The following is a 20,586-nucleotide window of genomic DNA, read 5'->3' as shown; positions in this document are numbered from 1 at the left end:
CCATGAAACTCGACGGTTCGATCGCGGCGGTGGTGACGGGCGGGGCTTCGGGCCTGGGCGAGGGCACGGCGCGCGCGCTGGCGGCCCGGGGCGTGAGGGTCGCCCTGTTCGACCTGAACGAGGAGCGCGGCGAGGAGATCGCCCGGGAAATCGGCGGCGTCTTCTGCAAGGTGGACGTGACCTCGGACGAGGATGTGGCCGCCGGCTTCGCCAAGGCGCGCGCCGCCCACGGGCAGGAACGTCTGACCGTCAACTGCGCCGGTATCGCCACGGGCCAGAAGACCGTCAGCCGCAAGCGCGACACCGGCGAAATCCGCGCGCACGACATGGCCAGCTTCGAGCGCACCGTGCGCATCAACCTGTTCGGCACCTTCCGCGTGCTGTCGCAATCGGCGCTGGGCATGGTCCAGGCCGAGCCGATGGCCGACGGCGAGCGCGGTCTGATCGTCAACACCGCCAGCGTCGCGGCCCAGGACGGCCAGATCGGCCAGGCGGCCTATTCGGCGTCCAAGGGCGGCGTTTACGCCATGACCCTGCCGGTCGCGCGTGATCTGGCCCAGGACGGGGTGCGGGTGAACACCATCCTGCCCGGCATCATGTGGACGCCGATGATGGCGGGCATGGATCAGAAGATTCAGGACGCCCTGGCCGCCGCCATCCCCTTCCCCAGCCGTCTGGGCACGCCCGCCGACTATGCGTCGCTGGCCCTTCATCTGGCCGAGAACGTCTATATCAACGGCGAGTGCATCCGCCTGGATGGGGCTATCAGGCTGGCGCCACGCTGACGCGTGGGGGCGCTACGCTCGCGACGCGGTCGCTCGCTGCTTGAGCGCGTTTTGGGAGCCATGCTCGCGGGACGCTCGTGCACGACTTGAGCGTGGAATCGGGCCTCAAGTAGCGCAAAGCGCGGTAGGCCCAAAAAAGACACTTGCGGGGCGGCGGAAGCATCCGCTATACGCCCCCTCCTCGACACGGGGCGGCGGCAAGTCGCTCCACGGAGTGCGGGCGTAGCTCAGGGGTAGAGCATCACCTTGCCAAGGTGAGGGTCGGGCGTTCGAATCGCCTCGCCCGCTCCAGTCGAAGCGCAGAAAACGGGGTCCGGCCGCAAGGTCGGGCCCCGTTTCGCTTTCCGCCCTCCGCCGCATCTTCGTCGCACACGATTGCCTTCACAGCCGCGCCCGAAACACCCTTCGCCGCAATCCGATGATTGAAAGAGGCGGCGGCTGTGAGAACCCTGATTTCGGCGACAGGTCTGGCGCTTGCGCTGACTGTGATCCTGTCGGCTTGCGATAATCCGGCCGGGGCGGTCAAGGCGGCGGCCCAGACGACCCAGAACCTTGTCCGGCCAGGGCTGGGTGAGGATCCCGGCGCACCTGAGGTGACGTCCTTCACCCTCCCCGAGGGTGTCCGTCTGGCCGGAACAATCCGTGGCGCCGATGAAGTCTCCGGCCTGTGCGAGAATACGGACGCAGAGGGCCACGGATCGGGCGTCTATGTCCGCATCTGCGTGCCGCTGGAGAATCTGACCGGCGGTCCGGTTCAGATTGAGTTCCCGGCGGGCTTGGTCGTCGTTGCAACCTCCGAAGGACGCGCACAAAACGGGCTGTTGATCGAGCGCACTTTGCTGACCTTGCCGCCGACCGTGCGCGGCGGCGGTGGATGTCGTCGCCCGGAAGAAGACGCGCAGCAGGCCACCAGCCGTCAGGACAAGGCGGACGACCCCTGCGCCCACATCGTGCCGCTCTACCTTTATTGCCTGAACGAGGAGCGCGACCCCTCGAACCCCTACATCACCTACGCCATCGCGGGGGTGACCACCGATCGCGCGCTGCAGGAGGTCCTGCGCCTGCTGGAAGGCAGGAAGGTCTCGGATATCGAACACGTGTCGGCGGTGCAAAACGCGCTTTACAGCATCACCGAGAGACGCGGCGTGACGCGCGAGGACATCAGCCTGATCAACCGGATCCCCAAGGCCTAGGCCGTCCGACGACCTATTGCAGGCCCAGCGCCCGCTTCACCTCGCGCCAGTCGACGATCTTGTAATTCTGCTGGCCGGGGTTGGGGGTGTCGGTGTCGTCGTGGAAGGCGATGGCGCCTTGCGGCCACGGGCCGATCGGGCCGCTCCAGGCGTCCAGGCCGTCGGTGTGGGTGACGCCGTCGATGTCGGCGCCGCTGGTCGCCTTGCCGTCCACGATGGCGAAGCGGCCGACATAGTCGTAGGTCGTGGCCGCGCCCTGGCCGACGATGCGCCACACCGGATAGGTGCTGTCGCCCTGGCTGGAGACGATCAGATATTTGCCCGCCCCGTCGCGCATGATGCTCATGCCCTCGGTGTCGTCGGTCAGGCGGACGCCGTCGACGGCGTAAACCTGGGTCGGGGTCGCGGCGGCGGCCGGATCGAAGTCGAAGCGCCAGACGCCGACGTCCTCTTCCCCGACATACAGCTGGTCGGCGGCGTCATCGACAACGCAGCCTTCCGTCTGGGTGCCCAGTTTCAGCCGGCGCTCGACCACGCCGACCGGGCCGTTTGAGCCGACGGTGACGCGGATCTGGTGGATGTCGCCGTTCTTGTTGTTCGGCACGACATAGAAGGCGTCGCCGCGGCGACCCATGCAGAAGCCATAGGGCTCGCCCATGTCGGTCGGGATGAAGCCCCAGCGACGGATATCCAGGGTGTCGGGGTCCATCAGCCAGGTCATGACGCCGAACCGGTCCCGCTCGGCGGCAGCGACCAGCACCATCGGCTTGCCGTCCAGGACGAAGCCGTCGCGCACGTCGACATTGTTCATCGGCCCATCGGGAAAGAACTGACGCACCGTCCCGTCCAGGGCGTGGACATACAGGCCGTCGGACTTGTCGGTGCCGAACAGCACGGCGCGCGAGGGATCGCGGGGATCGGCCCAGAAGGCGGGATCGTCGGCGTCGACCGTGGGGTCGGTGGTCACCACCGTCTCGACCGCGGCGACCACCGGTTTGGCCGGATCGCCCAGGGCCAGGACGCCCTGCGGAATCTCGACCTCGGCCGTGGCGCAGGCCGCCAGCGACAGCGCGACAAGGGCGGCGCCCGCCATGGATTTCATACGCGTGCGGATCATTGGAGGGCCCCCATCGGCTGTCGCCGGGAATAGTGTCTGGCCGGCGCGAGACCACGGCCCCGGCATAAGGTCAACGACGGTTCCTTGATCGATTTCGGACGCCGGAATGACGGATCGTCAGGGTCGGGATCAATCGTCTCGTATCAGTCCCAAATCCTGCAAACGCTCTTCGTCAAAGCGTCGCGGTCGCGTCGCGCGGCGCCGGTAGCAGCCGTTTCCCGAGAGCTGCGGACCATCGTCCAGCGGCCGTCGGGGATGACTGAAATGAAACTGGGCCTTCTTCTGGGCGCCGCCGTTGCGCCGCTCACCTTCGCCATGGCCGCCCACGCCAACGTGCGCGCCGAAACCGCGCCGGCCGCCATCGTTGCGCCGGCGGGCGACAGCCTGATCGGCCGCGTTGTGGGCGCCAATGGCGCGCCGCTGCCGGGCGCCGAGATCATCGTGCGCGGCACCGGCCGCCGCGCGGTGTCGAACACCCAGGGCGAGTTCAGCTTGCCGGGCGTGTCCGGCGACGTGATGCTGGACGTCCGCTATATCGGCCTGCCGAGCGCCAGCCAGTCGGTTTCGGTCGCGCCGGGCCTCCTGACCTCGGTCACCGTCATCCTTGGCTCCGGGGCGACCACGACGGTCGATGACGTCATCGTCACCGGCGTGATCACCGAAGGCGTCGCCCGTTCGCTGAACCAGCAGAAGAACGCCGACGGCACGATCAACGTCCTGTCGGCCGACGCCATCGGCCGCTACCCCGACCCGAACGTGGCCGAGTCGCTGCAGCGCGTGGCCGGCATCGCCATCCAGCGCGATCAGGGCGAGGGCCGCTACATCAACGTGCGCGGCGCGCCGTCGGCCTTCACCGCCGTGTCGGTGGACGGCGTGACCGTGCCGGCCGTCGATCCGGGCACGCGCGCGGTGGATCTGGACACCCTGCCGTCGGACATCGTCTCGACGGTCGAGATATCCAAGACCCTGCTGCCCGGCCAGGACGCTGACTCGATCGCCGGCGCCGTGAACATCACCACCCGCTCGGCCTTCGATGATCGCCGTCTGGCGACCAGCGGCTACGGCGGCGGCAGCTATAACGACTACGGCGGCGAGGATATCCGCGCCGGCGCCACCGTCTCGAACGTGTTCGGCCCGAACGAGACCGTCGGCGGCCTGTTGTCGGTCAGCTATTCCCGGACCAACCGTCGCCCCGAGAACATCGAGGCCGGCTGGACCAAGATGGAGACTCCGGACGGCGACGAGGTGTTCGCCCTCGAGGAAGCGCTGTTCAAGGACTATGACACCGAGCGCACTCGCCAGGCCGTGACCGGCGCCCTGGAGTTCCGTCCGTCGAACAATCTGCGCGCCTGGGTCCGCGGCTCGTACGCCGAGTTCAAGGACGACGAGTACCGCAACCAGCTGCTGATGACCTTTGACGAGGGGTCGCTCCAGAACGGCGCCACCGACCGGTCGGCGACCTTTGAGGACGTGACCGTGGGCCGTCAGTTGCGCCACCGGACCCAGGTCAACGAGATCCTGACCCTGGCCGTTGGCGGCGAACGCATCTTCGCCAACGGCGCGGTGCTGGACGCCACCCTGTCGATGGCTGACAGCAGCCAGACCTATCCGAACCGCAACGAACTGCTGTTCCAGACCGAACTGGCTGAGGTCAGCTACGACTTCAGCGGCGACCACTATCAGCCGTTCTATTCGGTCTTCGCCACCGGCGAACACCTGGACGCATCAGGCTATGCGTTCCGCGAGAACGTCTTCCGCTCAAACACGACCGATCAGGAAGAGGTCACCTTCCAGACCAATCTGGAACTGCCCACCACCTTCGGCGGCCGCGACGTGACGTGGAAGTTCGGCGGCAAATACCGCACCCGCGACGTGACGGCGGACGAAGAGCGCCTGCGTGGCCGCGGCGGCGCCAACGCCCCGGCCGAATCCTTCGCCGACCTGCTGACGGACGAGGAGTCGAAGAACTACGACTATCTGCTGGGCTACAAGTTTAACAACGGCATGGTCGACGACTATTTCAGCCGCTTCCGCGCCACCTCGAGCCGCCGCATGCCGGACTCGGTCGTGGCCGACTATCAGGCCCAGGAAGATGTGCTGGCCGCCTATGGTCAAGCCCGCTTTGATATCGGTGCGACCAACGTCGTCGTCGGCCTGCGCGTCGAACAGACCCGGTTTGACGGCTCGGCCCCGACCTATGCGATCGACGAGAACGAGGACGAGGTTTACGCGACCGCGACGGTCAGCCGTGACGACACGGAGTTCTTCCCCAACCTGACGGTTCGCCACAGCTTCTCGGACAATCTGATCGGTCGCTTCGCCCTGACGCGCTCGATCTCGCGCCCGGAGTTCAGCCAGATCGTTCCGCGCCGGGTCGAGGAATCGGACAACACCGCCAACGAGGTCTCGTACGAGATCGGCAATCCGGACCTGCAGCCGACCCTGTCCAACAACATTGACGCGGGCCTGGAATACTACTTCGCCTCGCTGGGCGTGATCTCGGCCAACGTCTTCTACAAGGATCTGAGCGACTACCGCTATGTCCTGAAGTACGAGGACGAGGTGACCATCGGCGCCGACGTGTTCGACGCCGAGTTTGAAACCCCGATCAACGCTCCGGACGGCCACATCGCGGGTCTGGAGCTGAACTGGCAGCAGAAGTTCACCTTCCTGCCGGGCTGGGCCTCGAACTTCGGCGTGTTCGCCAACTACACCCTGACAGAAGCCGAGATCGAGACGGCCCAGGCCTATGGGGGGCGCAGCACCTTCGCCCTGCCGGGTCAGTCGGACACCAACTACAACGTCGCCGTCTTCTACGAGAACGCCGGCCTCAGCGCCCGCCTGTCGTACACCAAGCGCAGCGACTATCTGGAAGAGATCAACGCCGACGACGCGGACTTCGACCTGTATGTCGAAGGGCGCGAGCAGCTGGACTTCACCGCCAGCTACGATTTCGGCAACGGGATCGAGGCCTTCACCGAGGCCAAGAACCTGACCAACTCGGCCGGCACCCGCTACTACGGCTCGCGCGAGCGGACTTATGAGTACGAGAAGTTCGGTTACAACGTCTTCTTCGGCCTGCGCTTCAAGATGTAAGGCCGCGCGCAAGCCGCGAGCGACCGCGTCGCGAGTATGGCGCACCAGGAGACACCGGGGGCCGGGCGATATCGTCCGGCCCCTTTTCTTCGCCTGAGGCGCGAAGCGGCGCCCGTCAGGCTCGCCTCTTGCAAACTGTCCCGTGACGAGTGGCGACGGCGCCAAAGCGGGACAGGTCCGAGATGTTTCTGGAAGGCGAAGTGAACTGGGTGCTGGTTCTGGGCGTGATCGCGGCGGTCAGCGTCGTGATCGCCCTGATCGCCCTGTGGTTCGCGATCACCGGTCGCGTTCAGCGCGTCAGCGCCAGCGACCAGCTGGATCTGGTGCAAAAGGTGGCCTCGGCTGCGGACAAGCGGCTGTTCCAGACGCTGAACGCCATTCCGGTGGCGCTGGTCGAAACCGACAAGAACGGGAAATTCGTCTTCGCCAATCGCGCCGCGCACCAGTTGCTGGGCCGTCGCGACGCCGAGCTGATCGGCCTGCGTTTCCATTCGGCGACCTGGGGGGTGACCTATCCCGACGGGCGCGCCATTCCGCCGGATCTGCTGCCCAGCGCCCGAGCCCTGCGGGGCCAGACGGTGAAGGGATTCCAGCACCTGATGGCCAACCCGGCGACCCGCCGCAAGATGCTGGTTTCGGTCACCGCCATGCCGATCGAGAACGATCTGGGCGAGATCACCGGCTCGACCGCCGCCATCGTTGAGATCGAGGGCCTGACCACGCCCGAGGCGCTGCAGCCGACCTTTGAGGCTGCGCCCGAACCTGTCGTCGCAACCGATGGTCTGACCCGCCGGGTGTTCGAGGCCGCGTCCAGCGCCCTGATCGTCGTCGACGCCGGGGGCCGGGTGCGCGAGGCCAATCGCACCACCCTGATCCTGCTGGGCGCAGAGACCGCGCCCGTGGACGCCGACTTCGCCGACCTGTTCGTGCCGGAAGCCGAGCGCGCCGAAGCGCGTCAGGCCCTGCGCGCCGCTTTGAACGCCCCCGCGGGCGAAGCCGCGCCCCTGATCGCCGCCTTCGGCCCCGAAGGCGCGGTGCGCTGGAGCCTGCTGCCGCTGGCCGGACCGGACGGCGTGCCCGACGCCCTGCTGCTGGCGGGCGAACGGCATGAGGCCGAGGCTGCGATTTCGGCCGCTTCGACGGTGACCGAGATCCTGACCATCGACGCCCTGGTGCAGGAAGCGCAGCATCAGGCCCTGACTGCCCGCGCCGAGGCCGAGGCCGCGCGCCAGCTGGCCGCCCGGATCGAGGCTGAGGCCCGCGCCGAGATCGAGGCGTCGCGTCGGTTGGAGAACGTCGGCCGCCTGACCGGCGGCGTGGCGCACGATTTCAACGCCCTGCTGGGGGTGATGACCAGCGCGCTGGACATGATGCTGAAACAGGCCGAGGACCCCTCGCGCGTTCGCCGTCTGGGCCAGGCCGCCCTGGCTGCGGGCCAGCGGGGCGAGGTGCTGACCCGGCGCCTGACCGCCTTCGCCCAGGGCGAGGACGGTTCGGGTCTGCAGGTGATGGACCTGTCCGTGCTGCTGCGCGGGCTGGAGACGCGGCTGCGCGCCGACCTGCCCGCCGGTCTGGACCTGATGGTCGAGGCGCCGCATCAGCCCTGTCCGGCGCGGATCGACCCCGTCGCCTTTGACGGGGCCGTGCGGGCCTTGGTCGCCAACGCCTTCGAGGCGGTGGGCCCCGGCGGCTCGGTCGCCGTGCGGCTGGATCGCCTCGCCGAGGGCGGGCTGCGCCTGTCGGTGCGCGACAACGGGCCGGGCATGGATCGCGAACTGGTGGCGCGCGCCATCGAACCTTTCTTCACCACCAAGCCCAGCGCGGCGGGCCTGGGCCTGTCGCAAGCCTATGCCTTTGCGCGGCAGGCAGGCGGGCGTCTGTCGATCGACAGCGGCCCGGCCGAGGGCGCCGAGGTGTCGATCCTGTTGCCCGAGGCGGCCTGATCCCGCGTCGGGCGAACGTCTATCGACGTTCGTCGATCGCGTGTAGCCTGTCCCAAAATGGGAGAGGCGTCATGAAGCTGCTGCGTGGAATCCTGGTGCTGGCCATCCTCGCCTATGCCGGCTGGCTGGCTTGGCCGCTGGTGTCGCCCTTCCTTGAGCCGCTGATTGGCGGCGCCTCGCCCGAAATGGCCTCGATGCGGGGCGGGGCCGATCTGGCGTTCGACGGTCCCGGCCTGCCCGGCGCGGCGCTGTGGATCGGGGCTGTGGCCCTGTATTTCATCTCGGCCCTGATGCTGGGCGCGGGCAACCCCAAGGCGGCGATCGCCTATTTCCTGGGCTTCCTGGCCGATGCTGCGGTCAAGCTGGCGCTGGCAGGTGGCGGCGGCGACGACGCGGCGCGCTCGGCGGACATCACCACCTTTGGCGCGGAGGCTGCGCCGTTCACGGCTGGGCCCGATCCGGTGTGGCTGGCGCTGGGCGCGCTGTTCTTGGTGGGCCTGCTGGTGGTGCTGACGCTGCGGCGCCGTCGGCGGACCCGCGTGCCGGGGCAATTGGCCGCCTGAAGGCCGCCGCCTATATAGTGGAGACTGGTCGGCCGCACGGTTGACCGGGGCCGGACGCGCGCTAGTGTCCGGCCGCGATCCTCCCCCGCGCCCGCCGGGCGCCTGCTCACCAAGGTTCTACCGATGGCCGACGCCGCCCCCGCCTCTTCCTATGATGTCGTGATCATCGGCGGCGGCCCGGGCGGGTACAACGCCGCCATTCGCGCCGGTCAGCTGGGCCTGAAGGCCGCCGTGATCGAGATGCGCGGGACGCTGGGCGGCACCTGCCTGAATGTCGGCTGCATGCCGTCCAAGGCCCTGCTGCACGCCTCGGAGCTGTATGAGGCCGCCAATACCGAATTCGCCGGCATCGGCATCGAGGTGAAGCCGAAGCTGAACCTTGAGCAGATGCACAAGGCCAAGGACGAGAGCGTCGGCGCCCTGACCAAGGGCATCGAGTTCCTGATGAAGAAGAACAAGGTCGACTGGCTGAAGGGCAAGGGCCGTATCGCGGGACCGAACAAGGTCGAGGTTGAGGGCGCCGACGGGTCGAAGACGACCTATGACGCCAGGAACATCATTATCGCCACGGGCTCTGAGCCCACCCCCCTGCCGGGCGTCGCCTTCGAGGACGGCAAGGTGATCGACAGCACCGGCGCCCTGTTCCTGCCCAGGGTGCCCAAGCACCTGATCGTCATCGGCGCGGGCGTGATCGGGCTGGAGCTGGGCTCCGTCTGGCGCCGTCTGGGCGCCCAGGTGACGGTGGTCGAATTCCTGGACAAGGTCGGCGCCGGCATGGACGCCGAGGTCGCCACCGCCTTCCAGCGCGGCCTGACCAAACAGGGCATGACCTTCCGTATGGGGACCAAGGTCACGGGCGCCAAGCCGGGCAAGGACGGCGTCGAGCTGACCCTTGAACCCGCCGCCGGCGGCGCCGCCGAGACGCTCAAGGGTGACGTGGTGCTGGTGGCCATCGGCCGCCGTCCCTACACCGCCGGTCTGGGCCTGGAGACGGTCGGGATCGAGACCGACAAGCGCGGCGTCATCCCCAACGACCACTTCAAGACCACGGCGCCGGGCGTCTGGGTCATCGGCGACGTGACCTATGGCCCGATGTTGGCGCACAAGGCGGAAGAGGACGCCGTGGCGGTGATCGAACTGATCGCGGGCAAGCCGGGTCACGTCGATTACGACCTGGTCCCCTCGGTCATCTACACCGGGCCGGAAGTCGCCTGGGTCGGCAAGACCGAGGAGCAGCTGAAGGCCGCGGGCGTCGCCTTCAAGAAGGGCAAATTCCCCTTTGCCGCCAACAGCCGCGCCAAGATCAACCACGAGACCGAGGGCTTCGTGAAGGTGCTGGCCGACGCCGCGACCGACAAGGTGCTGGGCGTCCACATCTATGGTCCCCAGGCCGGCGAGCTGATCGGCGAGGCCTGCATGACCATGGCCTTCGGCGGCGCGTCGGAAGACATCGCCCGCACCTGCCACCCCCACCCGACCCGCTCCGAAGCCGTACGCCAGGCGGCCATGGGCGTCGAAGGCTGGACCATGCAGGCGTAGGCTCCGGGCCCCTCAGCCCGACCGCATCGGCGCGCTCCGCAAGGGGGCGCGCCGTTTTCGTTTCCGGGATTGCCGAAACTTAACTTGATGCGGTGGGGGCGGAGCCTCAGCCTCCCGCTGTTCCAGCGAGGGACGCGTGAGACGTTGAGGGGCAGGATGCGACGAAGACTATGGATTACGGCGGTTATGGGCGCCGTCATGGGGTCGGCGGCAGCGGCGCAGGATTATCAGCCCGCCTTTCATCCCGATCGATTGAAGGGGCCTCCGGCCGGCGCCCTCAACGAGGTGCTGGTGCTCGGCTCGCCGCACCTTTCCGCCCTGCCGTCGGCCTTCGAGCCTGAGCATGTCCAGCCGCTGCTGGGCCGGCTGGAGACCTGGCGGCCGACCGCCATCTCGGTCGAAAACCTGTCGGGCCTGCAATGCGACGGTATGCGGCGCCAACCGACCCGCTACGCTTCGACGATCAAGAGCTATTGCTACGATCCCGCTGCGGCGGGCGAGGCCGCCGGGCTGGACGTGCCCGCCGCCAACGTCGAGGTCGAACGCCTGTTGGCGGCGTGGCCGGAGGCGCCGTCGGCGGCCGAACGCCGTCGTCTGGCTCTGCTCTTCCTTGCCGCTGGCGAGCGGCCCTCGGCCGTGGTGCAGTGGCTGCGTCTGCCCGAAGCCGAGCGTCTGGCGCAGGACGGTCTGACCGAGGAACTGGTCGAAGGCTTGAACCGTCGCATGGTCCAACGCAACGAGACCGAACTGGTCGCAGCCGCCCTGGCGGCGCGTCTGGGGCTGGAACGGCTGTGGGCGGTGGATGACCATACTGCCTCCTCCGACATCTCGTCTGAAGAGGAGCAGGCCTACGGCGCGGCCATCATGGGGGCCTGGAACAACCCCCATTCGAGAGCACGCAAGGAGGCGGCGGCAGCGTTGTTCGCCAGGTTGGATCAACCGGACGGATTGCTGGAGGTCTATCGCGCCTACAATCATCCTGCCGAGGCGATAGCCGCCTATCGCTCCGACTTCGGCGCGACGCATGTCGAGCCTTCGCCGGAAGCGTTCGGGCGGCGCTACCTCGGCTATTGGGAGACCCGCAACCTGCGCATGGTCGCCAACATCCGCGACGTGCTGGGCCGCTATCCGGGCACGCGGATGCTGACCATCGTCGGCGCCTCGCACAAGGGCTACTACGAGGCCTATCTGAACCAGATGCATGACGTGCGGCTGGTCAGTTCGGACGTGGTGCTGCGCTAGGCCCCGACGCAGAACGTCTCGCGGTCGGGGGCTAGCGATCCCGACAGCGCGCGACCATGTCCTCACCGAACCTCCTCACGGCATCAGATACCGACATGGACCTGCAACTCACCGGTAAGCGCGCCCTGATCTGCGGCGGCTCCAGCGGTCTGGGGCGGGCCGTAGCGACGGCGCTGGTGGCCGAGGGGGCGGATGTCGCCCTGCTGTCGCGGGACGCGGCGAAGCTGCGGGCCGTGGCGGATGAGTTGAACGCCATGGGGTCGGGCCGGGTGGTGATCGCGCCAGCCGATCTGGCCGATCACGCGGCGCTGCTGAAGGCGGTGAATGGGGCGGAAGAGGCGTTGGGCGGGCCGATCCAGATCCTGTTGAACAACACGGGCGGCCCGCCGCCGTCGGGCGTGGTCGGGCTGGATCCCGACCTGTGGCGCGAACAGTTCGAGGCTATGGTGCTGTCGGTGTTTCGGCTGACGGACCGGGTGCTGCCGGGGATGCGGGCCATGGGCTGGGGGCGGATCATCAATGTCGCCTCCATCACTGTGATCGAGCCGTCGGCCAGCCTGGGCGTGTCCAACACCCTGCGCGCTTCGGTCGCCGCCTGGGCCAAGACGCTGGCGGGCGAGGTTGCCGCCAACGGGGTGACGGTCAACACCCTGTTGCCCGGCCGGATCGACACGCCGCGCATCGAACGGCTGGACGCCGCCCGCGCCGCCGCACGCGGCCAGACGCCGCAAGAGGCCCGGGCCGAGTCGGTGAAAGATATTCCCGCCGGCCGCATCGGCGCGCCGGAAGAGTTCGGCGCCGTGGCCGCCTTTCTGGCCAGTCCGTTGGCGGCCTATGTCACGGGCTCACTGATCCGGGTGGATGGCGGGGCGGTGCGGGCGATCTAGCCCTTGGGGTGGGCGTCGGCGTAGGCGGCCAGCAGGTGGGCGGCGTCGACGGCGGTGTATTTCTGGGTCGTGGACAGACTGGCGTGGCCCAGCAGTTCCTGGATCGAGCGCAGGTCGGCGCCGGCGCCCAGCAGATGGGTCGCGAAACTGTGCCGCAGGGCGTGCGGCGTGGTCGAGGCGGGCAGGCCCAGGCGTCCGCGCAGCCGCTGCACCGTCGCCTGGACGTGGCGCGGGCTCAGCGGCCCGCCGCGCCGGGCGCGAAACAGGGCGTCGTCCGCCGTCAGCACAAAGGGCTGGACCGCCAGATAGGCCTCGATCGCCTCGCGCACCTGCGGCAGGACGGGGACGATCCGCGTCTTGCCGCCCTTGCCGGTGATGCGCAGCGTCTCGGGCAGGGGGGCGTCGGCGCGTTTCAGCGACAGCCCCTCGGAAATCCGCAGGCCGCAGCCGTAGAGCAGGGTCAGGACGGCGCGGTCGCGGGCCGCCTCCCACGGCTCCAGGTCGGGGTCGGCCTGGGGCTCATGCAGCAGGCCGCGCGCCTGATCCTCGGTCACCGGGCGGGGCAGGGAGGGCTTGATGCGCGGTCCGCGCACCAGCGCTAATTGCGGCGCGGCGACGCCGAGACGCTGATCGACGAAGCCGTGGAACGAGCGGATGGCCGACAGGGTCTGCGACAGGGAGCGGGCGTTCAGCGGCCGGTCGCCGCCGCGCCGCTCGGCCAGGTGGGCGCGGACTTCGGCGGCGGTGACGGTTCCCAGATCGGCTGCCGTCTGCGGCTCGCCGCGATGGGTCTGCAGGAAGGTCAGATACAGGCGGCCGATATGGCCATAGGCCTCCAGCGTCCGGGGCGACAGGCGACGTTCGTGCGCCAGATGCTCCAGCCAGGCGGCGAGGGCCTGATCAGTCGTCAGTTCAGAATGGGCCATCGCTCGGCCGTGCGCTCGACGACCCGAGCCAGGAAGGCCACCAGTTCGCAGCCCATGTTGGGAGTGAAGCCGTCAACCTCGGGCGAGCCGAAGGCGCACAGGGCGTGACGGACCTCGCCGTCGGCGCCCGGATGCGGCGCCATGCGAATCAGGGCCACGGATTTCACCTGATCCTCGGCCGCGCCGAACAGATCCAGCCCGTCGAAATTCTGGCCCAGCCACGACAGGCCGTGCTGACCCAGCCAGCGATCGACGCCGCCGGGCTCCAGCCCCTTCCAGCCGAAGGGGACGCCGCCGGGCTTTTCGATCGCCAGGGCGGCGCCGGCCAGGCCGAAGCGGGCCTGGGCCAGGGCGTCCAGGCGGCGCGACAGGTCGGAATGGTTGCGCGCCTCCATCAGGTCCAGCGCCGCGACGTGCGTCTGGGTCTGGGCGGCGAAATTGGCGCGGGCGACGGCTTCGATCTGCTTGCGCGTCGTGGCCTCGCGCTCGGCGGCGGCCTCCAGCCGGGTCAGGGCGGCCTTGCCGAAGTCGACGACATTCGGCCCGGCGCCGGTCAGGCCCAGCTCGCCCAGCAGCGACCGGTCACCGGTCAGCAGTTCGGGATGGGCCTGCAGCCACAGTCGCACCTCGGGCCAATGCAGTTCGGCCGGGGCGGCTTCGGAAAGGTCCAGCGACTGACTCAAGCGGACCTCTCCAAAGGGTCGACGTTACAGGATCGACTGACCGGTCTTGCCCCAGTCCGCCAGGAAGGCATCAAGACCCTTGTCGGTTAACGGGTGCTTGACCAGCGCCTTGAAGGTGTCGGCCGGCAGGGTCGCCGCATCGGCGCCGGCCAGGGCCGCGGCCGAGACATGGTCGGGATTGCGCAGGGACGCGGCCAGGATTTCGGTGTCGAAGCCGTGGATGTCGTACAGGGCGCGGATTTCCTCCAGCAGGCCCACGCCGTCGGCGCCGACGTCTTCCAGGCGACCGACGAAGGGCGAGATGAAGGTGGCGCCGGCCTTGGCCGCCAGCATGGCCTGGGCGGCCGAGAAGCACAGGGTGACGTTGGTCTTGATTCCCTTATCGGCAAAGGCGCGCGCGGCGCGCAGCCCGTCCCAGGTCAGGGGCAGTTTGACGACCACGTTCGGAGCGATGGCGGCCAGCTTGTCGCCTTCCTTGACCATGGTTTCGAAGTCGGTCGCCACGGCCTCGGCGGAAATCGGCCCCTCGACGAGGGCGCAAATCTCGGCGATGACCTCGGCGATGTTCCGACCCGACTTGGCGATCAGCGACGGATTGGTGGTGACGCCGTCCACCATCCCGGTGGGCAGCAGGTCCTTGATGACGGCGGTGTCGGCGGTGTCGAGAAAGAGTTTCATGACCCGGCTTCTACTCCGGGAGGGCGCGCGGTGAAAGTCGCCTCGGTCCTCATTCCCCTGCCTGTGGCCGAAGCCTTCGATTATGAGGTTCCGGAGGCGCTGGCCGTAGTGCGCGGTGATCAGGTGGCCGTGCCGCTGGGGCCGCGCCTGATTCGGGGCGTCGTCGCGGAAACCTTCGAGACGACCGGATCGAACCGGCGGCTGAAGGCGATCGACAGCGTGCTGGCCGATCCGCGCCTGCCTGAGAACACCGTCGCCTTCGTCGAATGGGCCGCGCGCTGGACGTTGAGCGCGCCGGGCGAGATGGCGTCCACCGCCCTGAAGGGCCTGCGCGCGCCGCGGCCCCGCCCCGAACGGCGGGTGGCGCGGGTCGAGGGACGGACGCCCGCGCGGCCGACGGCGGCGCGCACGGCGGTGCTGGAGGCGCTGGGCGCGCGGTCCATGCCCGGCCCCGATCTGGCGCGGGCGGCCGGGGTGTCGTCGGGCGTCATCAAGGGCCTGATCGACGAGGGCGTGCTGGCGGTCGTCGAGATCGAGGCGGTCGCCGCCTTCGATCCGCCGGACCCCGATCATGCGCCCGCGACCCTGAACGCGGACCAGGCCGCCTCGGCGGCGGCGGTCGCGGACGCGGTGCTCAAGGGCGGTTTCGCGCCCTTCCTGCTGGACGGGGTGACGGGGTCGGGCAAGACCGAGGCCTATCTGGAGGCGGCGGCGCGGGCGTTGCGGGCCGATCCGGCGGCGCAGGTGCTGATCCTGCTGCCGGAAATCGCCCTGACCCAGGCGTTGATCGAGCGGATCACAACCCGCTTTGGCGCGGCCCCGGCCGAATGGCATTCGGGCGTCGCCCCACCGCGCCGGCGACAGGTGTGGGAGGCGGTGGTCGCGGGCCGCTGCAACATCGTGGTCGGCGCCCGCTCGGCCCTGTTCCTGCCCTATGCCAACCTGCGCCTGATCGTGGTGGACGAGGAACACGACGGCTCGTTCAAGCAGGAAGAAGGACTTGTCTATCACGGCCGCGATCTGGCCGTGGCGCGGGCGCGGATCGAGGGGGCGACGGTGGTTCTGGCCTCGGCCACGCCGTCGCTGGAGACGCTGTGGAACGCGCATCAGGGACGCTACGGCTGGCTGCGGCTTGTGGCGCGGCATGGGGCGGCGGTACTGCCACGCATCGACCTGCTGGACCTGCGCGAGAGCCCGCCGGACCCCCAGACCTGGCTGTCCCAGCCGTTGCGGGACGCCGTCGGCGAGACGCTGGCGGCGGGCGAGCAGAGCCTGCTGTTCCTGAACCGGCGGGGCTATGCGCCGGTGGTGCTGTGCCGGGCCTGCGGGCACCGGCTGACGGCGCCGGACACCGACAGCTGGCTGGTCGAGCATCGCTACACCGGGCGGCTGGTGTGCCACCTGACCGGCTTTTCGATGGTGCGGCCCAAGCACTGCCCGTCGTGCGGGGCCGAGGATTCGCTGGTCTCGGTCGGCCCCGGCGTCGAACGGGTCGAGGAGGAGGTGCGCCAGCTGTTCCCGCAGGCGCGCACCGCCGTATTCAGCTCGGACACCGTGCCGGACGGCAAGTCCGCCCGGGCTTTGATCCAGTCGATGGCCGACGGCGAGATCGATATTCTGGTGGCCACCCAGGCGGCGGCGAAGGGGCACAACTTCCCGCGCCTGACGCTGGTCGGGGTGGTTGACGCTGATCTGGGCTTGCGGGGAGGCGATCTGCGCGCGGCCGAGCGGACGTTCCAGTTGTTGACCCAGGCGACGGGCCGGGCGGGGCGGGCGGATCGGCCGGGTAGGGCGCTGCTGCAGACCTGGACGCCCGAGCATCCGGTCCTGCAGGCGCTGGCGGCCGGCGACCGCGACGCCTTCGTCGAGGCCGAGATGGCCGAGCGGCAGGCGGCGTCCCTGCCCCCCTATGGCCGTCTGGCGGCGCTGATCCTGTCCAGCGAGAACGCGGCGGCAGTTGAGAAAACGGCCCAGGCCCTGGCCGCGAACGTACCCAACGCCGAACGGCTGGAGGTCTATGGCCCGGCCGACGCGCCGCTGGCGCTGGTGCGCGGGCGGCGGCGCAAGCGGCTGTTGATCCGGGCCGACCGCGACGTGGATCTGCAGGGCTTCCTGCGGGCCTGGCTGGCGCGGGTGAAGGTCCCGGCTTCGGTGCGCCTGACCGTGGATGTGGACCCGTATAGCTTCTTGTAAGCGCGCTAACGTTCGCGGCGCGGCGGCTCGCTGCTTGAGCGCAACGCGGAGAAAGTAGTCTCGGCCGGCAGCGGCAAAGAAAAAGCGCCCCGGTCTTCACCGAGGCGCTTCATCAGTTCAGTCTGGCATGAGGATCAGACGCCGGGTTCAGCGGTCTCGGCCTTGTTCAGGGCGCGCCGGGCGGCCTCTTCGGCCTGGTTCTTTTTGATCTGGGCGTTACGCGACCACATGTTCAGCACCTCGACCAGGGCCGAGAAGGCCATGGCGGCGTAGATATAACCCTTGGGCACGTGGACGCCGAAGCCGTCGGCGATCAGCACCGCGCCGATCATCAGCAGGAAGCCCAGGGCCAGCATGACGATTGTCGGGTTCTTGTCGATGAAGTTGGCCAGAGGGTCGGCCGCCAGCAGCATGACGGCCACGGCGATGATCACGGCGACCATCATGATCGGCACATGATCGGTCATGCCGACGGCAGTCAGAATGGAGTCGATCGAGAAGACCAGATCCAGCAGGATGATCTGGAAGATGGCCGTGCCGACATTGTTGATGACGACGTCCTTCTTGTCCTTCTCCAGCATGTCGTTGGTCGGGGTGACGTCGACGGTGTGGTGAATCTCCTTCGTCGCCTTCCAGACCAGGAACAGGCCGCCGGCGATCAGGATCAGGTCGCGCCAGCTGAAGGCCGTGTCGAAGCTCTCGCCGTGAAGGCCCAGGTCGAACACCGGCGCCGTCAGGCCGACGATCCAGCCGATGGCGGCCAGCAGCCCCAGGCGCATGATCAGGGCCAGACCGATGCCGATGCGGCGGGTGCGCTGGCGATGCTCGGGCGGCAGCTTGTTAGACAGGATCGAGATGAAGATCAGATTGTCGATGCCGAGAACGACTTCCATGACCACGAGGGTCACGAGGGCCGCCCAGGCGGCCGGATCGCTCAACAGGGGGGTTATGCTTTCAAGCATCGGGGTTCCAGGATGTGATGACAGCGGTAAGCGGTAACGGGACCGTGAGGTTGCATCAAGCGGGCTTGACGGGCGATGGCGTCGCACCCGGCACCTCGGACACCAGGGCGCCGGGACCGCCGCCGGCCATGACGGCCTCGCGCACCGCCCGGTGGCTCGCGAAGCTCTGGGCCTCGACATAGATGCGGCCGGCCTGCGGATAGGCGGCGCGGATGCGCTGCTCCAGCCGGGCGACGGTGTCCTCGACCTCGGCGCTGGACAGGTCGTTGCGGAAATCCAGGCTGAGGGCCACCAGGATCTCGTTGGGGCCGAAATGCATGGTGCGCAGGTCGTTCAGGCCGTCGACCCCAGGCTCGGCCACGGCCAGGTCGGCGATGCCGCGCCGCGTCTGGGGATCGGCGGATTCGCCGGTCAGCAGGCTCTGGCTTTCGTAGGACAGGAAGCCGGCCGTGACGGCCAGGATGATCCCGATCGCGACCGAGGCGACGCCGTCCAGGATCGGCAGGTCCAGCAGATGGCTGGCGACCACCCCTGCCAGCGCGACCACCAGACCGGCCAGGGCGGCCGTATCCTCGAACAGGACGGTGAAGACGGTCGGGTCCTTGCTCTCGCGCACCGACCGTAACAAAGGGCGCCCGCCGCGTTCCCGGTTGAACGCCTTCAGCGCCACCAGCCACGAGGCGCCTTCGAACAGGACGGCCAGGCCCAGCACCACATAGTTGACCCACGGGTTCTGGATCGGCTCGGGCGCGCCGATGCGCTCGATCCCGTGCAGGATCGAAATGACCGCGCCCAGACCGAAGATCAGCACCGCCACGACGAAGGTGTAGAAATAGAGCTGAAGGCCATGCCCGAAGGCGTGGCTCTCGCTGGCGGGCCGTGCGGCGCGGCGCAGGCCGATCAGCAGCAGCACCTGATTGCCCGTGTCGACGGCCGAGTGGATGGCCTCGCTCATCATGGCGGCGCTGCCGGTGAACAGGGCGGCGGCGAATTTGGTCACGGCGATGGCGGTGTTGCCGGCCAGGGCCGCGAAGATCACGTTGCGGGAAGTGGAGGCGGCCATGGCGCCGGGGTCCTGTGCGCGCGTGTGCAGGAGGTGAAGCTGAACAGCGCGGGTGCGACCTTATCGTTCCCCCGCCGTCGGTTGCGAGGGGGGCGGTCGCATGCTATCAGCCGCGCGGCTTTAGCGAAGGGCGCATCGAAAGATGTGCCCCCAGCGTGCTTTCTTCAAGCATCTCAAGCCTTTGATCGGCGCGGGCGACCGCCGCCGGTTTAACCCAAACGCCTTCAGATCGCGGACCTTAATAGAGTGGCTGACGATTTCAGAACGACCGAAGTCGGCGAGCGCTATGCACAGGCGCTGTTCGACCTCGCAGACGAGACCCAGGCGCTGGACGCCGTGCGCGCTGACCTGGCCTCGCTGAAGGCCGCCTGGGGCGAGAGCGCGGACCTGCGCCGTCTCGTCACCTCGCCGGTCATCGCGGCCGACGATCAGGGCAAGGGTCTGGTCGCCATCGCCGACAAGGCGCAATTCCATCCGACCACGAAGAAATTCCTGGGTCTGCTGGCCCAGAACGGCCGCGCTCGCGACCTGACGGCGGTCATCGCCGGCTTCGCCGTGCTGTATGCGAAGAAGACGGGTGTCGTGGCCGCCGAGGTGGTTTCGGCCCAGGCGCTGTCGGCGGCGCAGATGAAATCCATTCAGACGGCCCTGCGTTCGGCGCTGGGTCGTGATCCCGAACTGAGCGCCCGCGTCGATCCGTCGATCCTGGGCGGCCTCAAGGTCAAGGTCGGCTCGAAGCTGTTCGACGCCTCGCTGAAGACCAAGCTCGACCAGATGAAATTCGCCCTCAAGCGGGCCTGACCCAACCCATACGACCGGGCTTCGGCCCGGACCCGAGACGAGAACCAGAGAGCCCATCATGGACATCCGCGCCGCCGAAATCTCGGCCATCCTCAAGTCGCAGATCGCCAACTTCGGCGTCGAAGCCGATGTCTCGGACGTCGGCCAGGTGCTGTCGGTCGGTGACGGCATCGCCCGCATCCACGGTCTGGACAATGTCCAGGCCGGTGAAATGGTCGAATTCCCCAAGGCCGGCGTGAAGGGCATGGCCCTGAACCTGGAACGCGACAACGTCGGCGCGGTGATCTTCGGCGCCGACGCCGAAATCGCCGAGGGCGACGAGGTCCGTCGTCTGGGCGAAATCGTGGACGTGCCGGTCGGCAAGGGCCTGCTGGGCCGTGTCGTGAACCCGCTGGGCGAGCCGATCGACGGCAAGGGCCCGATCCAGTTCACCGAGCGCCGCCGCGTCGACGTCAAGGCGCCGGGCATCATCCCGCGCAAATCGGTGCACGAGCCGATGCAGACCGGCCTGAAGGCCATCGACACCCTGATCCCCGTCGGCCGTGGCCAGCGCGAACTGATCATCGGTGACCGTCAGATCGGCAAGACCGCCGTCGCCATCGACACCATCCTGAACCAGAAGAGCATCAACGGCGAAGGCGCCGCCGAGAGCGACAAGCTGTATTGCATCTACGTCGCCATCGGCCAGAAGCGCTCGACCGTGGCCCAGATCGTCAAGACGCTCGAAGAGCGCGGCGCCCTGGATTACACCATCGTCGTCGCCGCCACGGCGTCGGAGCCCGCCCCGCTGCAGTTCCTGGCCCCGTTCGCCGGCACCGCCATGGGCGAGTTCTTCCGCGACAACGGCATGCACGCCCTGATCGTCTATGACGACCTGTCCAAGCAGGCTGTGGCCTATCGTCAGATGTCCCTGCT

16 protein-coding genes, 1 tRNA gene and 1 pseudogene are annotated in these 20,586 nt (G+C 68.5%); 12 read left to right on the top strand and 6 right to left on the bottom strand.

All coding sequences use genetic code 11. The features are described from left to right. Nucleotides 1-2 precede the first annotated feature (2 nt). The 3 genes from EON91_RS11165 to EON91_RS11155 all read left to right on the top strand — a co-directional run bounded on the left by EON91_RS11165 (nucleotide 3) and on the right by EON91_RS11155 (nucleotide 1,978). The gene (locus EON91_RS11165; RefSeq protein ID WP_292094685.1) at nucleotides 3-785 is read left to right on the top strand and encodes an SDR family oxidoreductase; all 783 of its coding nucleotides are present in this window, start codon (nucleotides 3-5) and stop codon (nucleotides 783-785) included. 216 nt (nucleotides 786-1,001) lie between these two features. Further along, nucleotides 1,002-1,076 (top strand) — tRNA-Gly (locus EON91_RS11160). A gap of 302 nt (nucleotides 1,077-1,378) precedes the next feature. Then, nucleotides 1,379-1,978 (top strand): hypothetical protein, encoded by a 600-nt coding sequence (locus tag EON91_RS11155; protein ID WP_292094684.1) that lies wholly within the window; start codon nucleotides 1,379-1,381, stop codon nucleotides 1,976-1,978. Nucleotides 1,979-1,991: 13 nt separating this feature from the next. Here the strand turns inward: EON91_RS11155 and EON91_RS11150 are convergent, their stop codons facing one another. Continuing rightward, nucleotides 1,992-3,095, bottom strand: coding sequence for a phytase (locus tag EON91_RS11150; RefSeq protein WP_292094682.1), 1,104 nt, complete (start codon nucleotides 3,093-3,095; stop codon nucleotides 1,992-1,994). A 264-nt stretch (nucleotides 3,096-3,359) separates the two neighbouring features. On the opposite strand from EON91_RS11150, the gene EON91_RS11145 reads away from it, so the two are divergent. The 6 genes from EON91_RS11145 to EON91_RS11120 all read left to right on the top strand — a co-directional run bounded on the left by EON91_RS11145 (nucleotide 3,360) and on the right by EON91_RS11120 (nucleotide 12,365). Then, the gene (locus tag EON91_RS11145; RefSeq protein ID WP_292094676.1) at nucleotides 3,360-6,191 is read left to right on the top strand and encodes a TonB-dependent receptor; all 2,832 of its coding nucleotides are present in this window, start codon (nucleotides 3,360-3,362) and stop codon (nucleotides 6,189-6,191) included. 182 nt (nucleotides 6,192-6,373) lie between these two features. Next, on the top strand, nucleotides 6,374-8,134 hold the full coding sequence (locus EON91_RS11140; protein WP_292094675.1) for an ATP-binding protein: 1,761 nt from the start codon (nucleotides 6,374-6,376) through the stop codon (nucleotides 8,132-8,134). A 71-nt stretch (nucleotides 8,135-8,205) separates the two neighbouring features. Continuing rightward, on the top strand, nucleotides 8,206-8,697 hold the full coding sequence (locus tag EON91_RS11135) for a hypothetical protein (protein ID WP_292094673.1): 492 nt from the start codon (nucleotides 8,206-8,208) through the stop codon (nucleotides 8,695-8,697). Between the two features lie 123 nt (nucleotides 8,698-8,820). Then, nucleotides 8,821-10,236, top strand: coding sequence for a dihydrolipoyl dehydrogenase (gene lpdA, locus EON91_RS11130; protein ID WP_292094671.1), 1,416 nt, complete (start codon nucleotides 8,821-8,823; stop codon nucleotides 10,234-10,236). 156 nt (nucleotides 10,237-10,392) lie between these two features. After that, complete coding sequence (locus EON91_RS11125) at nucleotides 10,393-11,478, top strand: DUF5694 domain-containing protein (protein WP_292094666.1); 1,086 nt, start codon at nucleotides 10,393-10,395, stop codon at nucleotides 11,476-11,478. Between the two features lie 95 nt (nucleotides 11,479-11,573). After that, the gene (locus EON91_RS11120; protein WP_292094664.1) at nucleotides 11,574-12,365 is read left to right on the top strand and encodes an SDR family oxidoreductase; all 792 of its coding nucleotides are present in this window, start codon (nucleotides 11,574-11,576) and stop codon (nucleotides 12,363-12,365) included. On the opposite strand, the gene EON91_RS11115 is transcribed toward EON91_RS11120, so the two are convergent. The 3 genes from EON91_RS11115 to fsa are packed head-to-tail and all read right to left on the bottom strand — an operon-like array spanning nucleotide 12,362 to nucleotide 14,652. Further along, nucleotides 12,362-13,291, bottom strand: coding sequence for a tyrosine recombinase XerC (locus tag EON91_RS11115; protein ID WP_292094661.1), 930 nt, complete (start codon nucleotides 13,289-13,291; stop codon nucleotides 12,362-12,364). The genes EON91_RS11120 and EON91_RS11115 overlap by 4 nt on opposite strands. Continuing rightward, nucleotides 13,273-13,974 carry a DUF484 family protein gene (locus tag EON91_RS11110; protein ID WP_292094658.1) on the bottom strand — a complete coding sequence of 234 codons (702 nt, stop codon included), beginning with the start codon at nucleotides 13,972-13,974 and terminating at the stop codon, nucleotides 13,273-13,275. The genes EON91_RS11115 and EON91_RS11110 overlap by 19 nt, the downstream gene beginning before the upstream one ends. Before the next feature lie 24 nt (nucleotides 13,975-13,998). Beyond that, nucleotides 13,999-14,652 (bottom strand): fructose-6-phosphate aldolase, encoded by a 654-nt coding sequence (fsa, locus tag EON91_RS11105; protein WP_292094656.1) that lies wholly within the window; start codon nucleotides 14,650-14,652, stop codon nucleotides 13,999-14,001. A gap of 30 nt (nucleotides 14,653-14,682) precedes the next feature. Here fsa and EON91_RS11100 point away from each other — a divergent pair, with 30 nt between their 5' ends. Next, nucleotides 14,683-16,845, top strand: a complete 2,163-nt coding sequence (locus EON91_RS11100; protein ID WP_292094653.1) for a primosomal protein N' — start codon at nucleotides 14,683-14,685, stop codon at nucleotides 16,843-16,845. A gap of 134 nt (nucleotides 16,846-16,979) precedes the next feature. Here EON91_RS11100 and EON91_RS11095 read toward each other — a convergent pair whose 3' ends face one another. Further along, entirely contained in the window at nucleotides 16,980-17,807 is an 828-nt protein-coding gene (locus EON91_RS11095) for a TerC family protein (protein ID WP_292094649.1), read from the bottom strand. Nucleotides 17,808-17,862: 55 nt separating this feature from the next. After that, the gene (locus tag EON91_RS11090) at nucleotides 17,863-18,870 is read right to left on the bottom strand and encodes a cation diffusion facilitator family transporter (protein ID WP_292094642.1); all 1,008 of its coding nucleotides are present in this window, start codon (nucleotides 18,868-18,870) and stop codon (nucleotides 17,863-17,865) included. 246 nt (nucleotides 18,871-19,116) lie between these two features. Between EON91_RS11090 and EON91_RS11085 the strand changes: the two genes are divergently transcribed. Both EON91_RS11085 and EON91_RS11080 read left to right on the top strand, forming a co-directional pair. Further along, nucleotides 19,117-19,671, top strand: coding sequence for a F0F1 ATP synthase subunit delta (locus EON91_RS11085; RefSeq protein WP_292094628.1), 555 nt, complete (start codon nucleotides 19,117-19,119; stop codon nucleotides 19,669-19,671). Between the two features lie 58 nt (nucleotides 19,672-19,729). Then, nucleotides 19,730-20,586: pseudogene (locus EON91_RS11080) on the top strand (F0F1 ATP synthase subunit alpha); the annotation flags it as partial.

Source organism: Brevundimonas sp. (assembly GCF_004210735.1).
Classification (GTDB): domain Bacteria; phylum Pseudomonadota; class Alphaproteobacteria; order Caulobacterales; family Caulobacteraceae; genus Brevundimonas.
Note: the sequence above shows the minus strand (reverse complement) of the source record. Positions and strands in the feature narration are given on the sequence as shown.